Raw genomic sequence first — 21753 nt, 5'->3', positions numbered from 1 at the left:
ACCCAGCATTTTAGCGAAAAACCACTCAAAAGGGTACTTAGAAGAGAGAGGTTATTGAAAAGATAAAAAAGATACACAAGATTGTTGACACTGGATCAAACTTATCTATAATTTGCATCACCTTTTTCAAGGCCAGTATGGTGGAATTGGTAGACACGACGGATTCAAAATCCGTTGCCTTCGGGTGTGGCGGTTCGAGTCCGCCTACTGGTACCAATATAAAAGCCCTGATCCATGATCAGGGCTTTTTTTTGGTTAGTTTAATATTTCACTTAATAAACCCAGCTTACTATTCTTTAGGAATGAACATGAATCGTCGCAAAAAAATCAAAGACATCTATGACAAACGCATGAAGCAGGCCAATTTAAAAGTAAACCCTAAAAAAGCCAAGCCGAAATACATATCAAAAGCCGAACGCGCAAAAGTAGAAGCGCAAGCAGCCGAAGAAAATTCCCTTTCAGATACCACATTAGCGGACTCAGCTGACGCAATCACAACCGAAGAACCGACCTAATAAAGAATTTGAAATTCGGCGTTTGTGTGAATAATTAACCAGGCAACTTACCCCATACAGCCCATTCATTTCCGCATGGGTCAGTAAAGTGAAAGCGACGTCCACCTGGGAATTCAAAAATCTCTTGCTCAATCCCACCTCCTGCGGCTTTAACATTCGCCAATGTGGTTTCTAAATCATCGCTAAATAATATCACTAGCGCAGCGCCTGTTTGTGGACGCGAACAAAAATCAGCTTGAAAAAAACCACCCTCTAACCCCGCGTTTTGAAAAGCGGCGTATTCGGATCCATAATCAATAAACTCCCACCCAAAAACTTGGCTAAAAAAAACCTTATTTAAGGCCAGATTTCGAGCAGGCAGTTCAACATAATTGATCTTATTAGATTGCATATCATCTCAACTTACCATTGGTTGTTTTCGTGAAAAACTTTACTTTTTACGAAGCTCAGTTACCTGCTCGCCAGCAATACCCCAGTTGTCGGTGTTCACCTCATCAATCACAACAAAGGTTGTAGATGGATTTTTTCCTAACACCTCCACAAGCAAATCCGTAACCCCTTTAATAAGCGCCTGTTTTTGGGCTTTGGTAACGCTTTCATCTGTAACACGAATGTTTACGTATGGCATGTTCATTCCTTTATTATTTTAACATCATTCGATCTATCGACACTATTCGTCAGCATACTTAGCAAAGCGACCTTGCGCCTTATCGTGAACTTGGTCTGCTCTCGGCCAAGGCCAACCGCCAAACTCCGTGCGCTGATAATCTTGAAACGCCTGTTGCAGTTCTGCTTTTGTGTTCATAACAAAAGGGCCATGCTGCTCAACAGGCTCGGCGATAGGTCGGCCTTGCAATAATAAAAACCTAGCTTTTATGCCTTGATTGCGCAATACCAATGGCGAATCACTTTTTAACACAAACGCTTCGTTGACCCCTCCCTTATCACCACTCAACTCAACTTGGTCGCCCTCGAAAAAGTACAAGGTACGGCTCAAGTTGGCCGACGACGCCGGCAAGACCCACTCCCCCCCTTCAGGCAGATCGATTAACCAAATCGCCACATCATTTTTGCCATCTGCCGCCCAGGAGTTGGGTGGACAAGGCGCAGAAGTGACATCTTGATACTCCCCCGCCACGATTTTAACCTGAGTAACAAAACCCTTTATATCTGTCGCATTGATAACCGGTGTATCCTCATCCCAAATCATAGTGAAATGGGGTGGCACCATTTTGTTTTTACTTGGTAAATTCAGCCAGATCTGAAAAAGTTCTAATGGGTTATCACTTTCTTCGTTTAATAGAGGGAACATTTCTGAATGCTGAACCCCTTGACCGGCCGTCATCCACTGGGTGTCACCCTCACCATAACGCCCTGCTGCGCCCATAGAGTCGGCGTGATCGACGAACCCTTTGTTCACGATGGTTACCGTTTCAAAGCCACGATGTGGGTGCGCCGGAAAACCCGGAACACGCTTACCATGGTACATTCTCCAGCCGTCGATACCGCTAAAGTCTTGCCCTAAAGGACGATTGTTCAGGGTCGCATTGGGCCCCATGGCCGCATTGCCTTTGGGGTAAGTATCGTTGTGGAAGGCACAAAAAAGAAAGGGGTCGAACGTTGGCCAAAACATACTTAAAGGAAGGCGTTTTAAAATAGACGAGCTCACAGCGATTCTCCATCAAAGTCTTAATTTATTAACGCAATCATAACATCAATAAAATCGATTAGTTAACGCTGTTATTGAATCTTAAGCATTCAATCTATTGATGTTATTTTTATTTAGTTCGGCGTATCGGAAACGGGAAATACCACTTTCGCAGTACAACCATGGCGCCCTTCTTTTGACATCAGGTTATCCGTTAGCGTGAATGAACAGTGATACTTGCTGCAAAGGTCCCTCACTATCATTAAGCCAAGACCATAACTATCTCCACCTGGTTTCCCCTTTAACCCACAACCGGTATCAATAACAGAAAGGGTATTGTTCGACAGCTTAATCGTCACCTTCCCTTGATCAGTACAAGCCAATGCGTTTTTTAATACATTCCCTACCAAGATATGCAACGCCGCAACAGGTAATCTTGTCATGACAACCCCCTCATGAACAATATCAACTTGTACTTCTGGGCCAATCACATAGCCTAAATGCGCCTGACGTATGGCGCCGAGCTCTTCTTGCCCCACTGCACGATAAGTAAGGGCACCAAGATCCTCTTCCCTCGTTAAGGACAATAAAGTGCTAATGTAATCTTCCATTTCTTGACACGCCTGAGCAATACGTACCCGTTGCCGCTCCAAAAACACCTTAGAATCAGATTTAGCCAGTAGCGTCGCCGCTCCTTTTATGACCATTAACGGCGTACGCAATTCATGGCTAGCATAGCGATTAAATGCACGCTCACGCTTAACCAGTTCACGTATTTGATCTTGATAATGGTTTAAACGATCCACCAAGTGCAATATTTCTCTGGTCACTGACCCCTCGGGCAACGAAATAGCCGATAAAGTGTCAGAATTATGCGCATGAAGACGCTGAGAAAGTTGAGATAAGGGTTTAGTAAGTCGATTTGAAATGCGCATCACAACCCATAAACTGATCACTAATAACAGCAGAGACAGAGCCAATTGAGTGGTCTGTGTTTGAAATATTTGCTCTTCAGATAGTTCATACACATCATCATAATGCAGTAGATACAAGTCTTTTTTTTGACCGTTTAATACCACGTCAAAACGCATTGAAAAGGTTTCTAAATCCATAGTAGAGCGCTTATCTAACTCATAAGGTCTATCTGCTGCAATATTAGAAGCAAAAACAACACCTTCAGGGACACTACCTATACCGACATACACATTGGTAAAAGGCGGAACAACCACGTGCTTAAGATCTGTGCCTTCTAACAGCGTCATAGCAACATCTTTATCTTTGAACATGCGATTTTTTGCGTATATTAATTCTATGTCTTCAACCAAAGACTCAAACATTGAAAAATGAAAAACAATAATGGCGAACGCCACAATAGAAAAATAGGTAAAGGTTAACTGCTTTGCGGTTTTAGGCTGTTTCACTCCTCCCCCTCCGCAACCAGGCGATACCCAACTTTAGACACCGTTTTTAGGTAAGCATGATCAAATGGACGATCAATTAAACGACGAAGTTGATAAATATGGCTGCGCAAAACTTTGCTGTCGGGCTCTTCATCCTGCCATAAGGCGTCGCAAATTTCATTTCGGGAAACCACGTTAGGTGCCTTCTGAATAAGGCATTTTAGAATCGTAAACTGGGAAGGATTTAAAGCGCAAACATCGCCATCACGAAACAACATACGAGTGTTCATATCGAGTGACAGCGTAGCGTACGTCAAAGTACGGTTCGCAACACAACCTTTATGACGCCTCACTAGCGCCTGCAAGCGAGAGTCAAGAATGTCTAAATCAAAAGGCTTAACCAAGTAATCGTCCGCAAAATGCGTAAAACCTGACAATATATCGTCTTTCGTGTCTCGCGCTGTCAACATCAAAATAGGAGTATCGATCCCGACTTCACGCAGTGATTTACACACGCTCAACCCGTCCATCTTAGGCAACATGACATCTAAAATAATAGCATCATAATGGCCACTCTTTGCCAACTCATAACCCTGAATGCCATTGTTTGCATAGTCTAAAACATACCCTTTGATCTCGAAATAATCAAAAATCACTCCAGCTATATCTTTATGGTCTTCCACTAACAGCAGCTTCATATCAATCTCAGTAAATCAAATCAAAACAATAAAGATCGTTAATATAAGACAAACAGGAAGATAAAAAAATGAAAAAAAGATGAAACGCACTTTGACGTTGACTGGCAAAAATTCTCATAGTCGGCTGCTACCAGCCGACTTATTACCAAAGCACTAGGCTATTTTTTAATGACCTCATCGTCACTTAAATGAGTCCACTTGCCTCGGGGCTTGTCGAGGTACTGAAAATACTCATTCGTAAAGGCACCCTGAATACAAACATGTCCGCGTTTGGCGCTATTAACCACCTTACCTTCAAGCACTTCATTAAAAACTGAGGGGCCTGTCGTATGATAGACCCCTTTTCTTTCCAACGCGTCATGGTGATCAATATTATAAACAATTTTGTCTATGATACTTTTGTAGTCTGAATTACCCGGCGCCGTCGCTAAAAAATAATTAGTGAACTCCTTGTCGTCTTTTTTGAACTTAATGTAAAGCACCTCAACGTCTTTCTTCACTAGGAAACGCAGCGGCCAAACCAAGCTGGCATCAATATCCATATAAATGCCCCCATTGATATAAAGACAAGTAACACGCCACAAGTCGGCTTGAGCAGCGCCATCGTTTAATTTTAGATAAGCAAGATAAACATCTTTAGGGGCATGTTCCCGCATGAAAATTTCACGATCTTCTGTACTAACGTAACGGTATTCGTAATCAAGAGACAACAAACGATTAAAAAGATAATTTACATAAACAGGCAAGGCAGAACGATTAGAGTAGTTGGTTTGCCAAATTACGCTGGGGACTTTGGATTCCGGTCTGGAGCGAATTTTCGCTGCGGAATACACCGGAATGGTAAAACGAACACGAGGCAAAAAGAAATGAAAAGGATAAGAGGCGACCTTAACAAGATTACCAACCAGCCTAATAGAGCGATTACAAAAGACTTTAAAAAAAGCGTTCACTATAGTCATTTCCTGTTAAATGAAAACACAACAATTTGTCATCATGATTATATGAATAAAAAAAGAGCCTGTCGCCTCTTTATGTCACCATAATGCTGACACCAAATCACTTGCTTCTCACTGATCAAGACGCTTCATGTTCAAACTGCTACGGAGCCGTAGCTGGGTTCAGTATGAGATTTACTGAGTGCATCTTGCGCATGTGGAGTGAATGGGATGGGGGTATTGCTGTCAATCGGGAGCGGGGCAACGGCTTCCACTTTCCACGCCGTTTTTCGCTCATCACGTGGCGAGACACCAATATGTTTGCGGTAGCACCGACTGAAGTGAGGTGTTGAAATAAAGCCACACGCCATGGAAATCTCCACAATAGACATGTTTGATTGTTTCAACAATTTACGTGCTCTTTCTAATCGTAATCGTAAATAATAACGCGAAGGTGAACAATCTAAATGACGATGAAACATGCGCTCAATCTGACGGCGAGAGACGTCAACAAAGCTCGCTAGTTCATCTAGCTCAATCGGCTCTTCTAAGTTGTTTTCCATTAACTCGATCACATCCACTAGCTTGGGTGTACACACACCCACACTACTGAATTGACGGGCTGGCATGCGCTGCTGATCAGACTCATTTCGAATACGATCACAGATAAACATGTCCGAAATAGCATTGGTTAATTTGGGACCATGCTGCTTAGTAATCATGTTTAAAAACATGTCCATTGGCGCACTGCCTCCAGACGAAGTAAGCCGATCCTTGTCAATTGAGAAGAGTTTATTGTTGCTATTAACTTTAGGAAAGGCCTCCTGCAACGCGGTTAAACACTCCCAATGAACACTGCATTGATAACCGTTTAATAACCCTGCATGAGCGAGTACATAGGCCCCTGTACAAATACCGCCAAGCTGGCCGCCTTTACGTGATTGTTTAATCAACCAAGAAACCTGCTTTACAGTAAACGTGCGAGTGATGTCAACGCCACCCGCAACAATGACTAAATCGAAGACTTCACTGCCCTCAATAGACATGTCTGGCGTCAATATTAACCCATCACTTGCTGTAACGGGCTTTCCATTTTCAGAAATCAAACTCCAACTATAAAGCTCCTCAGCCGATAGCTGATTTGCCATTCGCAGCGGCTCTATAGAAGATGCCAACGCAATCATCGTAAACTGATCAAGTAATAAAAAACCTACTTTTGTTGTACTTCGTGCATCAAAAGCCAAATTAGTGCTGTTCGCCATTGCCATATTAGTGCCCTCATATGTGTGTTTTTTATGGAGAGCAAAATCCAGACCATATTTCTGGAAAATACTCCAACAGCCATAAAAACACGTTTATTATTTTTAAGGAAATACAAAAAAAAGCCCTCACGCCACAAAAAGAGACAATAAAAAGCTTCTCAACATCAATCAGAATCGCGTTAATTTTTACTAAAATCAATAAAAACTATTTAAAGCACGCACCAAAATCGATCAGAATTTCGGTTTAATTAAACAGCGTTAAATCTAAGCAACACCAATCTAGAATTCAATCACAACATTGGTTTTAGCCACGGTACAGCAAGATAAAACATAGCCCGCCTCAACGTCTTCATCCGTAATACCACCGTTATGATCCATCTGAGTTTCACCTTCGGTTATCAGCACTTTACAAGTACCACAGATACCCATGCCACACGCTTTCGGAATCATCAGATCTAATTTTGCCGCGGCATTGTGCAAAGTTTCACCCGCTCCAATTTGAATGCTCTTGCCACTTCCCACGAACTCAATGCGTAATAGATCGTCTTGATTTACCGCTTCCGCTTCTGCCAGTGCCACTTCCGCTTGCTCCAACGCATCTTCTACGATGCTGGCAGGCGTGGCACCAAAGGACTCTTCATGATAATGCGACATATCAAACCCACGAGCCAAAAGCAGTGTTCGCACCGCTTTCATGTAAGGGGCTGGACCACAGCAGTAAATTTCTCGCTCCATAAAGTCAGGAGATATCATGTCCAGTTTAGCGGCGTCTAAATAGCCTCGGTAACCTTGCCAAGGCAAACCATTTTCCATGCGCTCTACAATGAGGTATAGCCCAAAATTGTCTAATCGAGCCGCCATATGATCCAGCTCACGCGTGTAGATAACATCTCTGGGGGAACGGGCGCTGTGAATAAACGTCATGTCAACATCGGCATTCGTATCAAACCACCAGCGTGCCATTGACATCACGGGCGTAATACCCACGCCGCCCGATAACAACAGCACTTTCTCAGCAGGAAAGTCGATACAATTGAACTGACCAACAGGGCCATGCACCGCCAGCTCATTACCAACTTCCATATTGTCATGCAACCAATTCGATACTTCACCGCCAGGCACACGTTTCACCGTGATAGAAAAACTGTATGGTACAGAAGGTGAGCTTGAGATAGTGTAAGAGCGCATTACCTGCTTACCCTCAACCTCCAACTCCAACGTAACAAACTGGCCAGGCTTGAAGAAGAACATCACTGGTTGCTGCGCCATAAAACAAAACGTTTTTACATCCCATGTTTCATGGATTACTTTGACACAACGCACATTATGACGCCCATTTACCCAAGTTTGAGTGTTTACTGGCGCTAAATAATCCGCGTTCACCATGGCAGAAGAAGTGTGGGTCATATTGGAATCCCTTGGTTGATGTAAAGTGGCAAAAAATGAGTCTCTAAAGTTCAGCACCTAATCGACCAGCGCCTTCTTTCGAGCCATTTTGGGTAAAGTCGGTTTTGACAAATTAACTCTAAGCGACAATAAGTTGCTCATGGCAGCCAAGCCTAGGAAGCATGTACCTTAGCGGGTCGATTTATGTAGCTTCGGATGTCGTGAATGGTCATTTTTTTACACTCTATATAAGCGACTATAAATGGGTCGGAACAAGACAGAACGCTGTTAATCAGTCCATTAATCTTTTTGTCATTAAGGCCCAGAAAGATGAATCAACATGACCTACTTAATACACGCCATGCCTCTTTAGAGGACGCGAAAACCGCCATGACAAAATGGCTGGCACAACGCTCTAGTAACTATTCGTTAGACGCTCCACTCTACAATGACCCATACATGTTCAAAATTGACATGGAAGAAGTCTTTCACAAAGAATGGTTGTTTGTAGGCATGAGCAGTGAAATCCCTAAAAAAGGCGATTATTTCACTGTCGACATTGGGCAGAACCCGGTGCTTATTGTGCGTGATGCTGAAGGCAACATTAATGCTTTTCACAACACATGCCGTCACCGTGGCTCCGTTATTTGCACTCAACATCGTGGTAAAGTTGCGAATCTTGTTTGCCCCTATCACCAATGGACATATGACCTAAAAGGCAATTTACTGTTCGCTGGCACCGAAATGAACGCAGGGTTTGATCTTAAACAACATGGTTTAAAGTCGACTTTTTGCAAAACAGCAGGTGGGTTTATTTTTGTTTGCCTCGGCAAAACCGCCCCAGATGATGGCTTTGATGACTTCTTAGCCACTCTTGACGAATATATGGAACCCTACGACGTTGAAAACACCAAGCTCGCGGTAGAATCCACCATGCACGAAAAAGCAAACTGGAAACTGGTACTCGAAAATAACCGAGAGTGCTATCACTGTGCCGGCAGCCATCCTGAACTGCTCAACACCTTGCTTGAATGGGATGACACCGAAGACCCTCGTGCACCTCAAGAATTTCACGACCATTACAATGCTCAAGCTGAAAAATGGGATCAAGAAGGAATTCCACATAAGCACAGAAGCTTTGGGGCGGTTCAGCGCAATCGCATCGTGCGCATGCCGCTGAAAAAAGAAACCAAAGTCATGACCATCGATGGCTCATCCGCCTGCACTAAAATGCTGGGACGCATCAAAAATCCCGAGTTAGGTTCAATGCGAATTTTGCATTTACCAAACTCATGGAACCACATGCAGTCCGATCACTTTATTGTTTTTCGCGTGCTTCCCGTATCGGCCCAAGAAAGCATCGTCACGACAAAATGGTTTGTGCATAAAGACGCAATTGAAGGCGTCGACTACGATCCAGAAAAACTGCGTCAAGTTTGGGATGCCACGAACGAACAAGATAAAATATTAGGTGAACGCAACCAGCAGGGCATTAACTCCATCGGTTACCAGCCAGGACCCTATTCTGAAACGTTCGAATTTGGCGTGATCAACTTCCTAGACTGGTATTCAGATACGATACAAAAAAACCTACGCGCAACGTCGCTCTAATCACACTAAACATAAAAAAGCGATTCGCTTTTTTATGTTGCTTACTGTCTCGGTGCAGCGCAATCAAAGGATACGTTTAAGCAGCCTATCGGCTCGGGTGCGAATCACTTTTTTTAACAAGCGCTGAACTTTGGCAGGGTAATCATCCATTACTTCAAATTGACTAAGCGAGTCAATACGCTGGGTATGCTGGTAAATAGTATCGAATTCTTCGCTAAACTTAGCCAACAAGTGTTGCTTGGGGTCGTTAATCAGCAAGCCATTTTCCAGATCAAGTGCCCATGCCCTTGGGTTAACATTGTTCCCCGTCAGCAACATGATACGGCGATCTACCCACAAACCTTTCAAGTGAAAGCTATTGCCGCCATGCTTCCATAAATGAATCGACAACTGGCCCGAGGCAATATGACGCTCATTTACCGCGGCAAATTTACGCAAGTTCATCTCATACAAATAGGGCAGGCCGCTGATCGCTTTAAAAGGCTGGTCTGGCGCGATATAAAAATCATTCGCCTTTTTATCACCGACAACAATGCTCACTTTAACGCCACGTTTTATTGCCCGTTTAATCTCCCTGAGCACCACTTTAGGTAAATTAAAATAAGGCGTACACAACACCAATTCGTCGACGGCTTGCACCAGCATAGTAATAATCGTTTGATTGAGATCATTACCCCGTCGACCCACCCCCACCAAAGGCGTTACCGCCACTTGACCTTCACTCACTGGTTGATTATCAACCCGATACGTCGCTTTACCCAAAGCTAAACGAAACTGTCGAATCGCAGGTTTTAGCGCCTTAGTCGTCGGCAACAATCTGTGAGATAAATCTTGAACTGCTGGGTGATCTATCAGGTCGTATTGAATAAATTCCGCTATGCTATTGGCCAACGCCGTATGCTGAATAACATGATAACGATCAAAGCGATAACGATCATGAAAATGCAAGTAAACATTATTAAAACTGGCCCCGCTGTAAATTACAGAGTCGTCGATAACACAACCTTTCAAATGCAGGACACCAAACACTTCACGATTGCGTACTGGTACACCATAGACAGGAATAGGATGCGGGAATTTATCAGCAAATGCCTGATACATGGCCGCATTACCTGTACCATTTTTGGCGCCGATTAAACCACGCTGAGCACGGTGCCAGTCCACACAAATAGCCACGTCTAAACGAGGGTTTCGCTGCTTAGCCTCATAAGCCGCGGTTAAAATTTCTCGGCCCGCTTCATCATCTTCAAGATAAAGTGCTACAAGATAGATCCTAGAGGTTGCATTGCGGATCGCATTTAAGACATATTCTCGAAAACCAAGGGCGGATGGCAAAACATGGAACTGGTTGGGGTCCACGGCAAACGCAGGCAATGAACCAAATAAACGTCTAATGGGCATAATACAGAAAGGCTACCTTATTTTTAACGAACGACAGACTCTAACAAACTCACCGCTTTTTTCCTAAAACAATCGACACCTTAACGCCTTCGGACTTGAAAATGGATTCCAAAAAATGGAGTGACTTCAGAGTCGAGCGATGATTGGCCCTGCTACGACCGACAAATAGCCTATGCCTGGGCTTTTTCCTCATTTAAAGCATGGTTAATGGCTTTCCATGTGAGGCCACTCAGCTTTTTCGTAGGCGTTGTCATTGATACTTTCTCTTGAGTGACTTGAATAATCTGCCCTGCGATCGAGATGGCGATTTCAAATGGCTTTTTACCTTCTATTTCGGCCAACCCCACCGGGCAATGCACTGAGTCGATTTCCGCTGGGCTAAAAGACGCACTCGCAAGGCGTTTTTTAAATCGCAACGCCTTGGTTTTTGAGCCAATTAAACCAATAAAACGACAATTTTTTCGATCCAACAGCGCCTCGACTAATTGATAATCCAACGCATGATCATGGGTCATAATAAACGCCATTTCACCCGCTGACATCTGCTCAATATGATCCAACATAGAAATGTATTGACGCACCATCACATTGTCCGCCAAACCCTCTTGCTGGCGTTGATCAACCAAGTCGGCTCGGCTGTCTACCCACGTGATTTTTGCCTGCATGTTACCCATGACACTCACTAACGTCGCCGCCACATGCCCCATGCCAAAAATGGTAATTTTAGTGGCAGGCTCAGGAAAATACTCCAACAACACGCTCACCGCTCCGCCACAACATTGGTTGCTTTTTGCCGCCAAGGGAAAGTGTTCGAACACATGAGACGCCGATGCCGTGCCTTGCAACATGGCACGGGCTTTCTGACACACCGCGAACTCAAGTTGCCCGCCACCGATGGTGTCAAAACTATGAGACGCCGTGATGATCATTTTACTAGACGATTCACGAGGCGAAGAGCCTTGCGTACCAATCACAGTGGCCATCACCCACGCTTGCCCCGATTTTTCCACTTCGCCCAGCGCCTGAATCCATCCCATCGACGACATCATAGACGTGCCTCCTGATAATCACGCGCGGCCTGCATGGCGTAATACACCGCCTCGGGGGTCGCTGGCGCGGCTAAAGGCGGTGAGAATTGATGATCACACACAGAGGCACAAGCGTCTTTTAACGCGCACCACACCGAGATACCCAGCATTAGCGGTGGCTCGCCAACCGCTTTCGAGCGATAAATGGATTCTTCGCTGTTGGCCCGATCAAACAATGCAACGGTGAATTTCTCCGGCACATCCGCCGAGGTTGGGATTTTGTAGTTCGCTGGGCTGTTGGTGGTAATTCGCCCCGTTTCGTCCCAGCTTAGCTCTTCCGACGTAAGCCAGCCCATGCCCTGCACAAATGCCCCTTCGATTTGACCAATGTCCAGTTCGGCATTAATGGAATCGCCCACATCGTGCAAAATATCGACTTGCGTGACCTTGTACTCACCCGTAAAGGTATCCACAATGACTTCAGACACCGCGGCGCCATTGGAAAAATACAAGAAAGGTCGACCTTTCGCCGCTTTTCGGTCATAGCCAATTTTTGGGGTTTTGTAGAAGCCCGTCGACGACAAAGAGACGCGATTCATGTACGCCAATTTGATGAACTCAGGAAAGCTCATGGTCTCCTCGCCCAATCGCACTAGATCATCTGAAATGGCGAAATCGTCCGGCTGAATACCATAATGCTCAATAGCAAAGTCGCGTAGTCTGTCTTTGATGGTGTTCACCGCGTCCAACGCCGCCATGCCGTTTAAGTCTGTGCCTGCCGACGCCGCTGTCGGAGACGCATTCGGCACCTTGTCGGTGCGTGTTGAACTGACATTTACCCGCTGATAATCAATACCAAAGGCTTTGGCGACAATTTGCGCCACCTTAGTAAACAGCCCTTGACCCATTTCCGTACCGCCATGACTGATGTGAACACTGCCATCGGTATACACATGCACCAAGGCACCGCCTTGATTTAAGTGTTTAGAAGTAAAGGAAATACCAAATTTCACGGGCGTCAACGCCAAGCCTTTTTTCACAAACGGATTCTGTGCGTTAAAGGTCTGAATAGCCTTACGACGAGCGCGATAGTCTGAGCTGATTTCCAACTCTTCAATAAGAGTGAATAACACATCATCGTCAATTTTTTGCCCATAGGGGGTGGTGTCTTTCCCAGCTTGGTAGCAGTTGAGTTTACGAATATCCAACGCATCTTTGCCCACCGCACAAGCGATTTCTTCAATGACGTTTTCTGCCAAAATCACCCCTTTGGGGCCACCAAAGCCGCGAAACGCTGTGTTGGAAACGGTATGAGTTTTACCGCGATAGCCACTAATACGAGCGTTGGGTAAAAAATACGCGTTGTCCGCATGAAACATGGCGCGATCTACTACGCCATCAGACAAATCCGCTGTGCAACCGCACTTGCCAACCATGTCATATTCAGCCGCGAGAATGTCCCCCGCCTCGTTAAACCCAACATGGTAGCTATTCCAAAAATCATGACGTTTACCGGTTTGCACCATGTCGTCTTGTCGCGGCATACGATATTTCACTGGGCAACGGTTACGCACCGCCAACACCGCGGCCATACAGCCTAAAACAGCCGCTTGGGATTCTTTGCCGCCAAAGCCACCGCCCATGCGACGAGTTTCCACCAGCACTTGCGCCACGGGTAAACCAAGCACTCGCGCCACCAGCTTTTGCACTTCCGCTGGGTGCTGAGACGAAGCAAAGACCTGTACGCCACCGTCTTCATTGGGTACGGCGACACTGATTTGACCTTCAAGGTAAAAATGCTCTTGGCCCTTAATGTACATTTCAGATTGAATGGTGCGCGGCGCACTGGCCATAGCACGGGTGACATCGCCAGACTGAATGGTATGCGTCGGCAACACAAACTCTTGACGAGCCAAAGACTGCTGCGGCAGCAAGGTCGCTTCGCGACGCTGATAAACAATCTCCGCTAACTCAACCGCTTGCTTAGCAGCGCGCAAACTGGTGGCCGCCACGGCAAATATTGACTGACCAATGTAATGAACAAAATCCCCCGCCAGCAATAAATCACCGCTTAACACAGGCGACACATCCACTTCGCCAGGAATGTCTGCCTGAACAATCACATCGACAACACCCGGATACGCGCGAACTTTGTCCAAGTTGATCGACACAATGTCCGCGTGCGCTTCGGTGGATTTGCCGGTCGCAATGTGTAATTCATTTAGCCATTCTGGCAGGTCGTCAATGTAAACCGCTTGCCCTGTGACATGCTTTATCGCTGACTCATGAATGGGCAAGACGCCTTTTTTCATAGCACTCTTGTCGCCTAAGGTAAAATCTTGGGGCAGTTTACGCATGAGTGGCCTCCTCATTACCCGTTGTTAACATCGTGTCTGACACCGCGTGCCCCGAAAACGTCACCGCTTCTTGGCCGTTTAAAGCCAGCCAGGCTTTGCGAATCAAGCTGCATGCTATGTCCAGTCGATAGCGAGACGAGGCTCGCACATCGCTCATTGGGTGTAGCTCTTCTCGTAATTGTACGATGGCGTTGTGCAACGCTTGTTCGTCGTCTATGGACGCATTTGTAAGCACCCGTTCGGCGTTTATAGCGCGAATGGGCGTGGCGGCCATGCCGCCAAACGCAAATCGAACGTCGGTAATGGTGTTATGGTCTTGATCAATAGCAAAACGCGCGGCTAGCATGACGCTGGAAATGTCGTCTTCCATGCGTTTCGACACCTTGTAAAAACGGTGACATTGAGCCAATTTTTCTAACGTCATAGAAAACGACACAATCAGTTCGCCCTTCTCCAACACGGTTTGTTTATAACCCTGATAAAAGTCGTTGATATTCACCGTTCGAGTGGTTCCTTCCGCATTTAATACCTGTATGTCCGCATCAAAGGCCAACAGCAAGGGCGGTAAATCGGCGATGGGAGAAGCATTGGCGACGTTCCCGCCGATGGTGCCACGGTTGCGAATTTGGCGAGATGCAATGCGACCTAACAAGGCATGGATGTGCGGATATTTTTCTTGGCAATACCGCTCTAACCCAGCGTAAGTGACCGACGCACCTAGGATTAAGCTCTGGCCGTTATCTTGTATTGAGCGCATTTCTGTTACTTGGGACAGATCAATCAAGGTGCCAAAATCGTGATAGCGTTGAGTATTTTCCAGCATCAAATCCGTGCCACCCGCGATAAAAATACCATATGGGAAAGCTTTTTTAGCATGAATAAGCTGCTCTAGATTCTGTGGCTGAACATAGTTTTTCGGATTTGGCTTTTGATCTGACTGAGCAAAAGATTCAGGCTCAAATAATACGTCTTGTAGCGCACTAAGAGTACGCTTCACTTCCTCATCTTGGCTCATTAACGCAACGTGATCAGGCAAAACTTCACCCATCGCCAACCCCGCATCGATAATCGGACGATAACCGGTACAACGACACAAATTACCCGAAATCGCATCACACACCGATGCCCGATCCAGCAGTTGCTGACACATTTGCCTTTCTTCATATACGCCCGCTAACGACAATACAAAACCCGGTGTACAAAACCCACACTGAGACCCATGATGCTCAACCAACGCCTGTTGCGCTGGATGTAAGCCGTTGCCCTTCGATAAATACTCTACCGAAACAAGATGCTTACCCGACAAAGACTGAATTGGCGTAATGCAAGAATTTAACGTGGTATAACGTAACTCGCCTTCTTCCAAAGCACCGACCAGCAAGGTACAGGCGCCACAATCACCGGAGGCGCAGCCTTCTTTTGTGCCCATTAATCCACGCTTTTCCCGAAGATATCTCAGAGCGGTATAGTCGCTAGGAAGCGTATTGTCTTCGATGAGTTCACCATTTAATAAAAGTTTCAACGCACTCTCCGCTCTAAATAAAGTTGGCCGTAATGGAATAAAAAGTAAAATGCAAAAACTTGGCCAATCGGTCAAACTTTCATTAAAAACGAAACCTACAGGGATAACAATAGGTTTTCTTAGCCTGCCTTTAAACAATCCCACCTTGCTAATCTTTTATCCAACCGGATAATGAAAGCTCTTTTCTAAGATCAAATTAACTCATGTTTGTAAGATATGCGCCTTGATAAATATGTGTGCAAAAGCACAGACCTCAACAAACGGGACGCCCTTGCTTGTATTCGGGCAGGGCAGATTTCTGTCAACGACGTGATTATCACGGAATCCGCCACCCAAGTTCATGAAAACAATCTCATTGAACTGAATGGCCAGCGACTTATCACTCGCCCATTTCGTTACATCATGTTGCACAAAACCGCTGGCACAGTGTGCTCCAACAAAGACGAAACCTACCCTTCTATTTTTAGTGGCCTTGATGTTCAAAAGGCCGAAGAGCTGCACATTGCAGGGCGACTAGACGCCGACACCACAGGCTTAGTACTGATAACAGACGACGGCCGATGGTCGTATAATTTAACTCACCCTAACAATGCTTGCCGAAAAGTGTATCGCGTAACCTTGTCTCGCCCGCTGTGCACTGAACGCGCAGGAATCATTAAAGCGCGCTTTCTGCAAGGCATCTTACTCCAAGGTGAGACCGTTCCTACTCTGCCCGCCGACTTAACCCTAATCACACCAACTGAAGTACTTTTAAGTATCACCGAAGGTCGATTTCATCAGGTAAAACGCATGTTTTCGGCAGTAGGAAACCGTGTAGTTGGCCTTCATCGTGAACAAGTGGGTAGCATTCGACTTGATATAAAAAAAGGCCAATGGCGTTATTTAGGGGCGAACGAAATTCAACTTACTCACGCTCACTCTGACCGCTGGGGGACTCAAGCGCACCAAATTAGAAAAATCTAAAGCACAATTTTAGTGCGCCACTTTTTCTCTCTGCTTTGAAGATTATTTAGTTAAAACCTTAATTCTTAAAAATATTCCTTTTAATACAGTCACTTGAAAATATATACACGGATATTTAAAAACATGGAACACTTGTTGCTCTAGTTCGTAAGTATGAAACAAACAAACTCATGCCTTTTTACTAACTGGAGAACATTTATGAAAGTTGCCCTTAAAAACACACTTCGCCTCTCTCTTTTAGCCAGTCTTATTTCAAGCACGGCTGCGATCGCCGCCGATAATGTGACTTTCCAATTAGATTGGTTGCCAGGTGGTGACAAAGCGCCTGTTTACGTGGGCATTCAACAAGGCTTCTTTGCTGACGAAGACCTTGAAGTAAAAATTGCCAGTGGTCGCGGCTCCACCGATGCTCTGACCAAGATGGCGACTGGGCAATCCGACATCGGTACCTCTGACATCGGCGCACTCATGGCGGCAAGAGCTCAATCTAACGTCCCTGTTGTGGCCGTTCTACCTTACTTCACTCAAGCCCCTCACGCTTTCTTTGTATTGAAAAGCAGCGGTATCAAGTCGATCGCCGATTTAAAAGGCAAAAAAGTCGCCACCTCACCCTTTACCTCTTCTAATGCCTTCTTACCATTAGTATTGAAGCAAAATGGTTTGAGTGAAGACGACATCAAATTGGTAAAATCTGATCCAGGCGCCCTAGCTCCGATGATGATTACCGACAACACCGACGCCATCATCGCCTGGGTTACCAATACGGCCTTGTACGAAAGCCAAGCCGCTGGTGCAGGCAAAGAGCTGATTGAAATGCCTTGGTCTAATTCCGGTTTATCACTTTATAGCTCATCGCTTTTAGCGTCTGAGAAATTCTTAGAGGAACGCCCAGACGTTGCCAAACGTTTCGTCAAAGCGTTTAAAAAATCCATCGAATTCACTTACGCCAATCCAGATCAAGCAGGGGAAGACTTGCACAAAATGGTGCCAGAAATCGATGCCACTATCGTTTCAGCACAAATCAAAAGCATCTACAACTTGATTTATAACGACGTGACCAAAAAAGACGGTTTTGGCAACTTTACGCCAGCACGCATTCAAACGACGTGGGAATACGTTGCAGAAGCGAACGGCCTGACAAAAGACGCCATCGATCCTGCAACTTCGGTTAATAACGGATTCAAACCGGAGTAATGTATGACAGACAATAACGCAGTTAACAATGAACAAGCAGCGTATGTCAGCATGAAGGGGGTGGGTCATAAATTTGACCCACGCCCTGATGCGCCCATGGTTGTGCAAGGTATTGACCTTGATATTCATCGTCACGAGTTCGTCGCGGTAGTTGGACCTTCTGGTTGCGGTAAGTCCACTTTGTTGCGCATGGTAGCGGGATTATTGATCCCGTCTCATGGACAGGTATCGGTATTTAATCGCCCTGTCACCGAGCCCCGCGATGATGTGGGTATCGTGTTTCAGAAAGCCAATTTGTTGCCTTGGTTAACCGTACGTAAAAACGTTTTATTTCCCCTAAAACACAAATACGGCAGCTACTCTGCCAGCGATGAAAAACGCGCTAATGAATTACTAGAGATGGCGGGGTTAACACAGTTTGCTGACAAAATGCCTGATGAATTGTCTGGCGGTATGCAGCAACGTGTCGGTATCGTGCGCGCCTTGTTGCTCAACCCAGACATTCTTTTAATGGACGAACCGTTTTCTGCCCTCGATGCCTTAACAAGAGAACAAATCGGTTTTGATCTACTAGACATCTGGAAAGAACACCCAAAAACGGTACTCTTTATCACACATTCCATCACCGAAGCCGTTCTGCTGTCAGACCGTATTTTGGTCATGAGTAAACGCCCCGGATCGGTACTGGACTTGATCGAAGTAGATTTACCCCGACCGCGTTCTGCTCAAACGATCACTTCTACCCGCTTTGCTGAGCTAACCGACAAAATCAGAGGCTATATTTATGAACCCAACATACCTGCCTAAATCTTGGCTCGCTCAGCAAGCGAACCGCTTCGCGCCGGCGTTGTTTTTCATCGGCCTTGTACTGCTGTGGGAAATCATCTGTAAAGTCGGTAAGGTGCCAGAATACATTTTGCCTTCTCCATCGGCCATTTTTAGTGCTTTTTTTGAAGTAGAAATGTCACGCTGGCTAACCCACCTTTGGGCGACATTACGGGTGGCTTTAATGGGCTTTGCGTTATCCATTATGATTGCCATTCCGCTGTCGATTGGCATGATGCGCTCTGAATTAATGAACCGTGTTTTGTACCCAGCATTGATCGTGATCCAGTCAACTCCCGTGGTAGCGGTGGCTCCTTTGATCATCGTATTACTTGGCACAGACGATCCGTCGCGAGTCTTGATTACCTGCCTAATTACGTTCTTTCCTTTGGTGGTGTCGACCACAACGGGTATGCTGGAAACTCCGCCCGAAATGATCGAATTAAGCCAATCTTTGCGCGCCCCTCGTTACCGTGAAACATGGCAAATACGCATACCCTACGCCATTCCCCATATTTTCAGTGGTTTACGGGTATCTATTACCCTGGCGATCATCGGCGCTGTCGTAGCCGAGTTTGTTGCGGCTGAAGAAGGTTTGGGTTATTTCATCCAGTTCTCGACGTCTTTCTTTAAAATTCCCCAAGCGTTCGCTGGACTGATCTTCTTGTCCATCATCAGCTTATTGATGTTTAAATCGATACAGTGGATTCAAGTGTGGCTTTTCCCTTGGAGCTTACCCAAGAAAAAATAACCCAAAGCAACTGCAACAACAACAGGAGTAGAAGCAGTCAGGCGCATGCTTAACCATGCGTCGGGTCATTGCTCCCTTTAGGAGTTTACAATGAGCACGACCTATTCACTCGAAGAACTGCAACGAGAAACCACCTTTGGTGGCGCCGGAGAAGACACAAACGATCGAGAAATCCGCATCATAGACTTAAGCGATTTTGAAAACCGTCGTGAAGAAATAACCGAACAGCTCTGGCGAGCCGCCACAGAAATTGGTTTTTTCCAACTTAGCCATCATGGCATCGCCCCCGAAGAGATAAAAGCCGCTTTTGGCGAATCCGAGCGTTTTTTTGATCTTCCAACCAAGATAAAAGCGCAATACCCTAGACCCAAAAGCGTGAACGCGGGCTGGGAAAGTCGCAGCCAAATTCGCCCTTCTACAGGCACTAAAGACCAAAAAGAATCCTACCAAATTACTCAATATCACATGGATAATGTATGGCCAACCGAAGCCGAATTGCCTAATTTTCAAGCAAACACCCTAAGATTTGAGCAAAAGTGCTGGGAAGTGGGAATGAAAGTGTTGTCGTGCTTCGCCACGAAACTGGGGTTTGATCAAGATTTTTTTAGTCGGGCTCATGACCCAAGCAAGCCAGATTACCAAAGTACCTTACGTTTATTACACTATTTCGCTACAGAAGGCGTCACAGAACAAGGCAATAGCTGGCGTGCAGGCGCACACACGGATTTCGATTGTCTAACGCTGCTGTTTCAGCACGAAGGCCATGGCGGATTACAAGTGTGCCCAGGAACCGAAGCTGAAACACAACGCTGGACCAGCATTCCACCCTATGGCGATGTCATCACGTGCAACATCGGCGATATGCTCATGCGCTGGAGCGATGACCAGCTCATTTCTAATTTACATCGAGTACGACAACCCCGAGTCGATGAATACTGTGGCAGCCGTCATTCTATCGCTTTCTTTTGTCAGGCCAATAAGTCGCAAATCATTCAAGGCCCTGCCAAACGTTACCAGCCAATAAGCGCGGCCGACTTTTTAACGCAACGGATACTGGCAAACTTCGTCGATCAATAAACCATCGCAAACATTCGACGAAAAAAACACCCATTTCTTTGACCCTGTATTGAGCTTACTTCGATCATAGCCATGGGTGTTTTTTGGCGTTTAATCATACGAACAGCATTATAAATCCGCCAAACGAAAGCCTGCGATCTTATGCACTTCGCTCATGGCTCGGTCAAACTCTGTTTGACAATCATTGGGGGTTCGCGCTTCAAAACCCGCCAAAATTTGCGCTTTTGTGGCACCTTTTACGGCCATAATAAAGGGGAAGCCAAATTTCTCATGATAACGATTGTTAAGCTGCAAAAAGTGCGCAAGCTCCTCTTCTGAACAGTGATCAAGACCTGCACCAGCCTGCTCGTTGGTTGAGGCATGTGTCAACTCACCCGCTAATGCGGCTTTTCCCGCTAAATCAGGGTGAGCACGAAGTAGCAACAACTTTTGCTCGTCTGTGCTGTTCTCAACAATATTAGCCATCACAATTTTAATGCTCGTAATATCGTGAAAATAACCACTGGGATGCTGCACTTTTTGATGCCATAGTGCGTCTGCCACCCAATCTGAATGCTCGTAAATTCCACTGAATAACGAAATAAAATCCGCTTTATTGAGGTTATCGAGCGTCGCTAACGGGTCGTGCATAATCAGACTCCAAATTCTAAGTTTTTTGGTAAAACGATAAAAAGCTGTTTACTATTTTATTCATTCAACTCGCCAAAGACCACAATAGAAACATATGGCACATTTATTGAAACATATGGAACAATCTTTTCAAAACCAATCAAGGAAATAACATGGGCTATTTAACCACCCACATTTTAGACACCACCCGAGGGGTCGCTGCTTCAGGGGTCACCATACACCTTTACCAACACACCAGTGACGGGCAACGACAACGCCTTCACAGCACAGTGTCAAATGAAGATGGCCGCTGCAATGAGCCTTTGCTGCAAGCAGACGACTTTAGAACGGGCGTATACGAGCTGGAATTCTTAATTGACGAGTATTTCGCCAAACACTCGACTTCAGCCATTAAAGACAACAACGACAAAGAGCAAGTTCCTGAATTTTTGAACGTCGTGGTCATCCGATTTGGAATCAGCGACTCAGACGCGCATTATCATATTCCTTTGCTGGTTTCGCCCTACTCATACAGCACCTACCGAGGCAGCTAAGCGCTCAAAAAAACTGC

The 21753-nt window shown here is 45.6% G+C and carries 21 protein-coding genes and 1 tRNA gene; 9 read left to right on the top strand and 13 right to left on the bottom strand.

All coding sequences use genetic code 11. From position 1 onward, the window contains the following. Positions 1-131: 131 nt before the first annotated feature. A tRNA-Leu gene (locus FXV75_RS06495) sits at positions 132-216 on the top strand. A 92-nt stretch (positions 217-308) separates the two neighbouring features. Further along, positions 309-515, top strand: coding sequence for a DUF2986 domain-containing protein (locus FXV75_RS06490; protein ID WP_148831730.1), 207 nt, complete (start codon positions 309-311; stop codon positions 513-515). Positions 516-549: 34 nt separating this feature from the next. Here FXV75_RS06490 and FXV75_RS06485 read toward each other — a convergent pair whose 3' ends face one another. The 8 genes from FXV75_RS06485 to FXV75_RS06450 form a co-directional block, all read right to left on the bottom strand. Further along, complete coding sequence (locus FXV75_RS06485; protein ID WP_148831729.1) at positions 550-906, bottom strand: VOC family protein; 357 nt, start codon at positions 904-906, stop codon at positions 550-552. Between the two features lie 39 nt (positions 907-945). Beyond that, positions 946-1143: a tautomerase family protein gene (locus FXV75_RS06480; protein ID WP_148831728.1), complete on the bottom strand. Its 198-nt coding sequence runs from the start codon at positions 1141-1143 to the stop codon at positions 946-948. A 42-nt stretch (positions 1144-1185) separates the two neighbouring features. Next, entirely contained in the window at positions 1186-2184 is a 999-nt protein-coding gene (locus FXV75_RS06475) for a pirin family protein (protein WP_262368480.1), read from the bottom strand. Positions 2185-2297: 113 nt separating this feature from the next. Beyond that, the gene (locus tag FXV75_RS06470) at positions 2298-3584 is read right to left on the bottom strand and encodes a sensor histidine kinase (RefSeq protein ID WP_148831727.1); all 1287 of its coding nucleotides are present in this window, start codon (positions 3582-3584) and stop codon (positions 2298-2300) included. Next, positions 3581-4261: a response regulator transcription factor gene (locus FXV75_RS06465; RefSeq protein ID WP_148831726.1), complete on the bottom strand. Its 681-nt coding sequence runs from the start codon at positions 4259-4261 to the stop codon at positions 3581-3583. Before FXV75_RS06465 ends, FXV75_RS06470 begins: the two co-directional genes overlap by 4 nt. Positions 4262-4419: 158 nt before the next feature. Next, complete coding sequence (locus tag FXV75_RS06460) at positions 4420-5211, bottom strand: glycosyltransferase family 32 protein (protein WP_222863096.1); 792 nt, start codon at positions 5209-5211, stop codon at positions 4420-4422. A 140-nt stretch (positions 5212-5351) separates the two neighbouring features. Then, on the bottom strand, positions 5352-6458 hold the full coding sequence (locus FXV75_RS06455) for a GlxA family transcriptional regulator (RefSeq protein WP_148835264.1): 1107 nt from the start codon (positions 6456-6458) through the stop codon (positions 5352-5354). A gap of 279 nt (positions 6459-6737) precedes the next feature. Next, complete coding sequence (locus tag FXV75_RS06450) at positions 6738-7865, bottom strand: hybrid-cluster NAD(P)-dependent oxidoreductase (protein WP_316247094.1); 1128 nt, start codon at positions 7863-7865, stop codon at positions 6738-6740. A 309-nt stretch (positions 7866-8174) separates the two neighbouring features. Between FXV75_RS06450 and FXV75_RS06445 the strand changes: the two genes are divergently transcribed. Then, positions 8175-9455, top strand: coding sequence for an aromatic ring-hydroxylating oxygenase subunit alpha (locus FXV75_RS06445; protein WP_148831724.1), 1281 nt, complete (start codon positions 8175-8177; stop codon positions 9453-9455). Between the two features lie 63 nt (positions 9456-9518). Here the strand turns inward: FXV75_RS06445 and pssA are convergent, their stop codons facing one another. The 4 genes from pssA to xdhA form a co-directional block, all read right to left on the bottom strand. After that, complete coding sequence (gene pssA / locus FXV75_RS06440; protein WP_148831723.1) at positions 9519-10856, bottom strand: CDP-diacylglycerol--serine O-phosphatidyltransferase; 1338 nt, start codon at positions 10854-10856, stop codon at positions 9519-9521. Positions 10857-11026: 170 nt separating this feature from the next. Beyond that, on the bottom strand, positions 11027-11905 hold the full coding sequence (gene xdhC, locus FXV75_RS06435) for a xanthine dehydrogenase accessory protein XdhC (RefSeq protein ID WP_148831722.1): 879 nt from the start codon (positions 11903-11905) through the stop codon (positions 11027-11029). After that, positions 11902-14241, bottom strand: a complete 2340-nt coding sequence (gene xdhB / locus FXV75_RS06430; RefSeq protein ID WP_148831721.1) for a xanthine dehydrogenase molybdopterin binding subunit — start codon at positions 14239-14241, stop codon at positions 11902-11904. Before xdhB ends, xdhC begins: the two co-directional genes overlap by 4 nt. After that, positions 14234-15763: a xanthine dehydrogenase small subunit gene (gene xdhA, locus FXV75_RS06425; protein WP_148831720.1), complete on the bottom strand. Its 1530-nt coding sequence runs from the start codon at positions 15761-15763 to the stop codon at positions 14234-14236. Before xdhA ends, xdhB begins: the two co-directional genes overlap by 8 nt. Positions 15764-15979: 216 nt before the next feature. Here xdhA and FXV75_RS06420 point away from each other — a divergent pair, with 216 nt between their 5' ends. From FXV75_RS06420 to FXV75_RS06400, 5 genes are all read left to right on the top strand, one after another. Then, positions 15980-16726 (top strand): pseudouridine synthase, encoded by a 747-nt coding sequence (locus FXV75_RS06420; protein ID WP_148831719.1) that lies wholly within the window; start codon positions 15980-15982, stop codon positions 16724-16726. Between the two features lie 198 nt (positions 16727-16924). After that, positions 16925-17920, top strand: coding sequence for an ABC transporter substrate-binding protein (locus FXV75_RS06415; protein ID WP_148831718.1), 996 nt, complete (start codon positions 16925-16927; stop codon positions 17918-17920). 3 nt (positions 17921-17923) lie between these two features. Then, on the top strand, positions 17924-18727 hold the full coding sequence (locus tag FXV75_RS06410) for an ABC transporter ATP-binding protein (protein ID WP_148831717.1): 804 nt from the start codon (positions 17924-17926) through the stop codon (positions 18725-18727). Next, the gene (locus FXV75_RS06405) at positions 18705-19496 is read left to right on the top strand and encodes an ABC transporter permease (RefSeq protein WP_148831716.1); all 792 of its coding nucleotides are present in this window, start codon (positions 18705-18707) and stop codon (positions 19494-19496) included. Before FXV75_RS06410 ends, FXV75_RS06405 begins: the two co-directional genes overlap by 23 nt. Before the next feature lie 90 nt (positions 19497-19586). After that, positions 19587-20573 carry an isopenicillin N synthase family dioxygenase gene (locus FXV75_RS06400; RefSeq protein ID WP_148831715.1) on the top strand — a complete coding sequence of 329 codons (987 nt, stop codon included), beginning with the start codon at positions 19587-19589 and terminating at the stop codon, positions 20571-20573. A 108-nt stretch (positions 20574-20681) separates the two neighbouring features. Here FXV75_RS06400 and uraD read toward each other — a convergent pair whose 3' ends face one another. Further along, complete coding sequence (gene uraD / locus FXV75_RS06395; protein ID WP_148831714.1) at positions 20682-21203, bottom strand: 2-oxo-4-hydroxy-4-carboxy-5-ureidoimidazoline decarboxylase; 522 nt, start codon at positions 21201-21203, stop codon at positions 20682-20684. A 152-nt stretch (positions 21204-21355) separates the two neighbouring features. On the opposite strand from uraD, the gene uraH reads away from it, so the two are divergent. Further along, positions 21356-21736: a hydroxyisourate hydrolase gene (gene uraH / locus FXV75_RS06390; RefSeq protein WP_148831713.1), complete on the top strand. Its 381-nt coding sequence runs from the start codon at positions 21356-21358 to the stop codon at positions 21734-21736. The last annotated feature ends 17 nt before the right edge of the window (positions 21737-21753 follow it).

This window comes from Marinomonas sp. IMCC 4694 (genome assembly GCF_008122525.1).
GTDB lineage: Bacteria > Pseudomonadota > Gammaproteobacteria > Pseudomonadales > Marinomonadaceae > Marinomonas.
Note: the sequence above shows the minus strand (reverse complement) of the source record. Positions and strands in the feature narration are given on the sequence as shown.

Coding starts and splice junctions, on each gene's coding strand:
- FXV75_RS06490 (WP_148831730.1), top strand. CDS start 309: ATGAATCGTCGCAAAAAAATCAAAGACATCTATGACAAACGCATGAAG.
- FXV75_RS06415 (WP_148831718.1), top strand. CDS start 16,925: ATGAAAGTTGCCCTTAAAAACACACTTCGCCTCTCTCTTTTAGCCAGT.
- uraH (WP_148831713.1), top strand. CDS start 21,356: ATGGGCTATTTAACCACCCACATTTTAGACACCACCCGAGGGGTCGCT.
- FXV75_RS06405 (WP_148831716.1), top strand. CDS start 18,705: ATGAACCCAACATACCTGCCTAAATCTTGGCTCGCTCAGCAAGCGAAC.
- FXV75_RS06465 (WP_148831726.1), bottom strand. CDS start 4,261: ATGAAGCTGCTGTTAGTGGAAGACCATAAAGATATAGCTGGAGTGATT.
- FXV75_RS06410 (WP_148831717.1), top strand. CDS start 17,924: ATGACAGACAATAACGCAGTTAACAATGAACAAGCAGCGTATGTCAGC.
- FXV75_RS06485 (WP_148831729.1), bottom strand. CDS start 906: ATGCAATCTAATAAGATCAATTATGTTGAACTGCCTGCTCGAAATCTG.
- FXV75_RS06445 (WP_148831724.1), top strand. CDS start 8,175: ATGAATCAACATGACCTACTTAATACACGCCATGCCTCTTTAGAGGAC.
- FXV75_RS06420 (WP_148831719.1), top strand. CDS start 15,980: ATGCGCCTTGATAAATATGTGTGCAAAAGCACAGACCTCAACAAACGG.
- xdhB (WP_148831721.1), bottom strand. CDS start 14,241: ATGCGTAAACTGCCCCAAGATTTTACCTTAGGCGACAAGAGTGCTATG.
- pssA (WP_148831723.1), bottom strand. CDS start 10,856: ATGCCCATTAGACGTTTATTTGGTTCATTGCCTGCGTTTGCCGTGGAC.
- xdhC (WP_148831722.1), bottom strand. CDS start 11,905: ATGATGTCGTCGATGGGATGGATTCAGGCGCTGGGCGAAGTGGAAAAA.
- uraD (WP_148831714.1), bottom strand. CDS start 21,203: ATGCACGACCCGTTAGCGACGCTCGATAACCTCAATAAAGCGGATTTT.
- FXV75_RS06480 (WP_148831728.1), bottom strand. CDS start 1,143: ATGCCATACGTAAACATTCGTGTTACAGATGAAAGCGTTACCAAAGCC.
- FXV75_RS06455 (WP_148835264.1), bottom strand. CDS start 6,458: ATGGCGAACAGCACTAATTTGGCTTTTGATGCACGAAGTACAACAAAA.
- FXV75_RS06450 (WP_316247094.1), bottom strand. CDS start 7,865: ATGACCCACACTTCTTCTGCCATGGTGAACGCGGATTATTTAGCGCCA.
- FXV75_RS06400 (WP_148831715.1), top strand. CDS start 19,587: ATGAGCACGACCTATTCACTCGAAGAACTGCAACGAGAAACCACCTTT.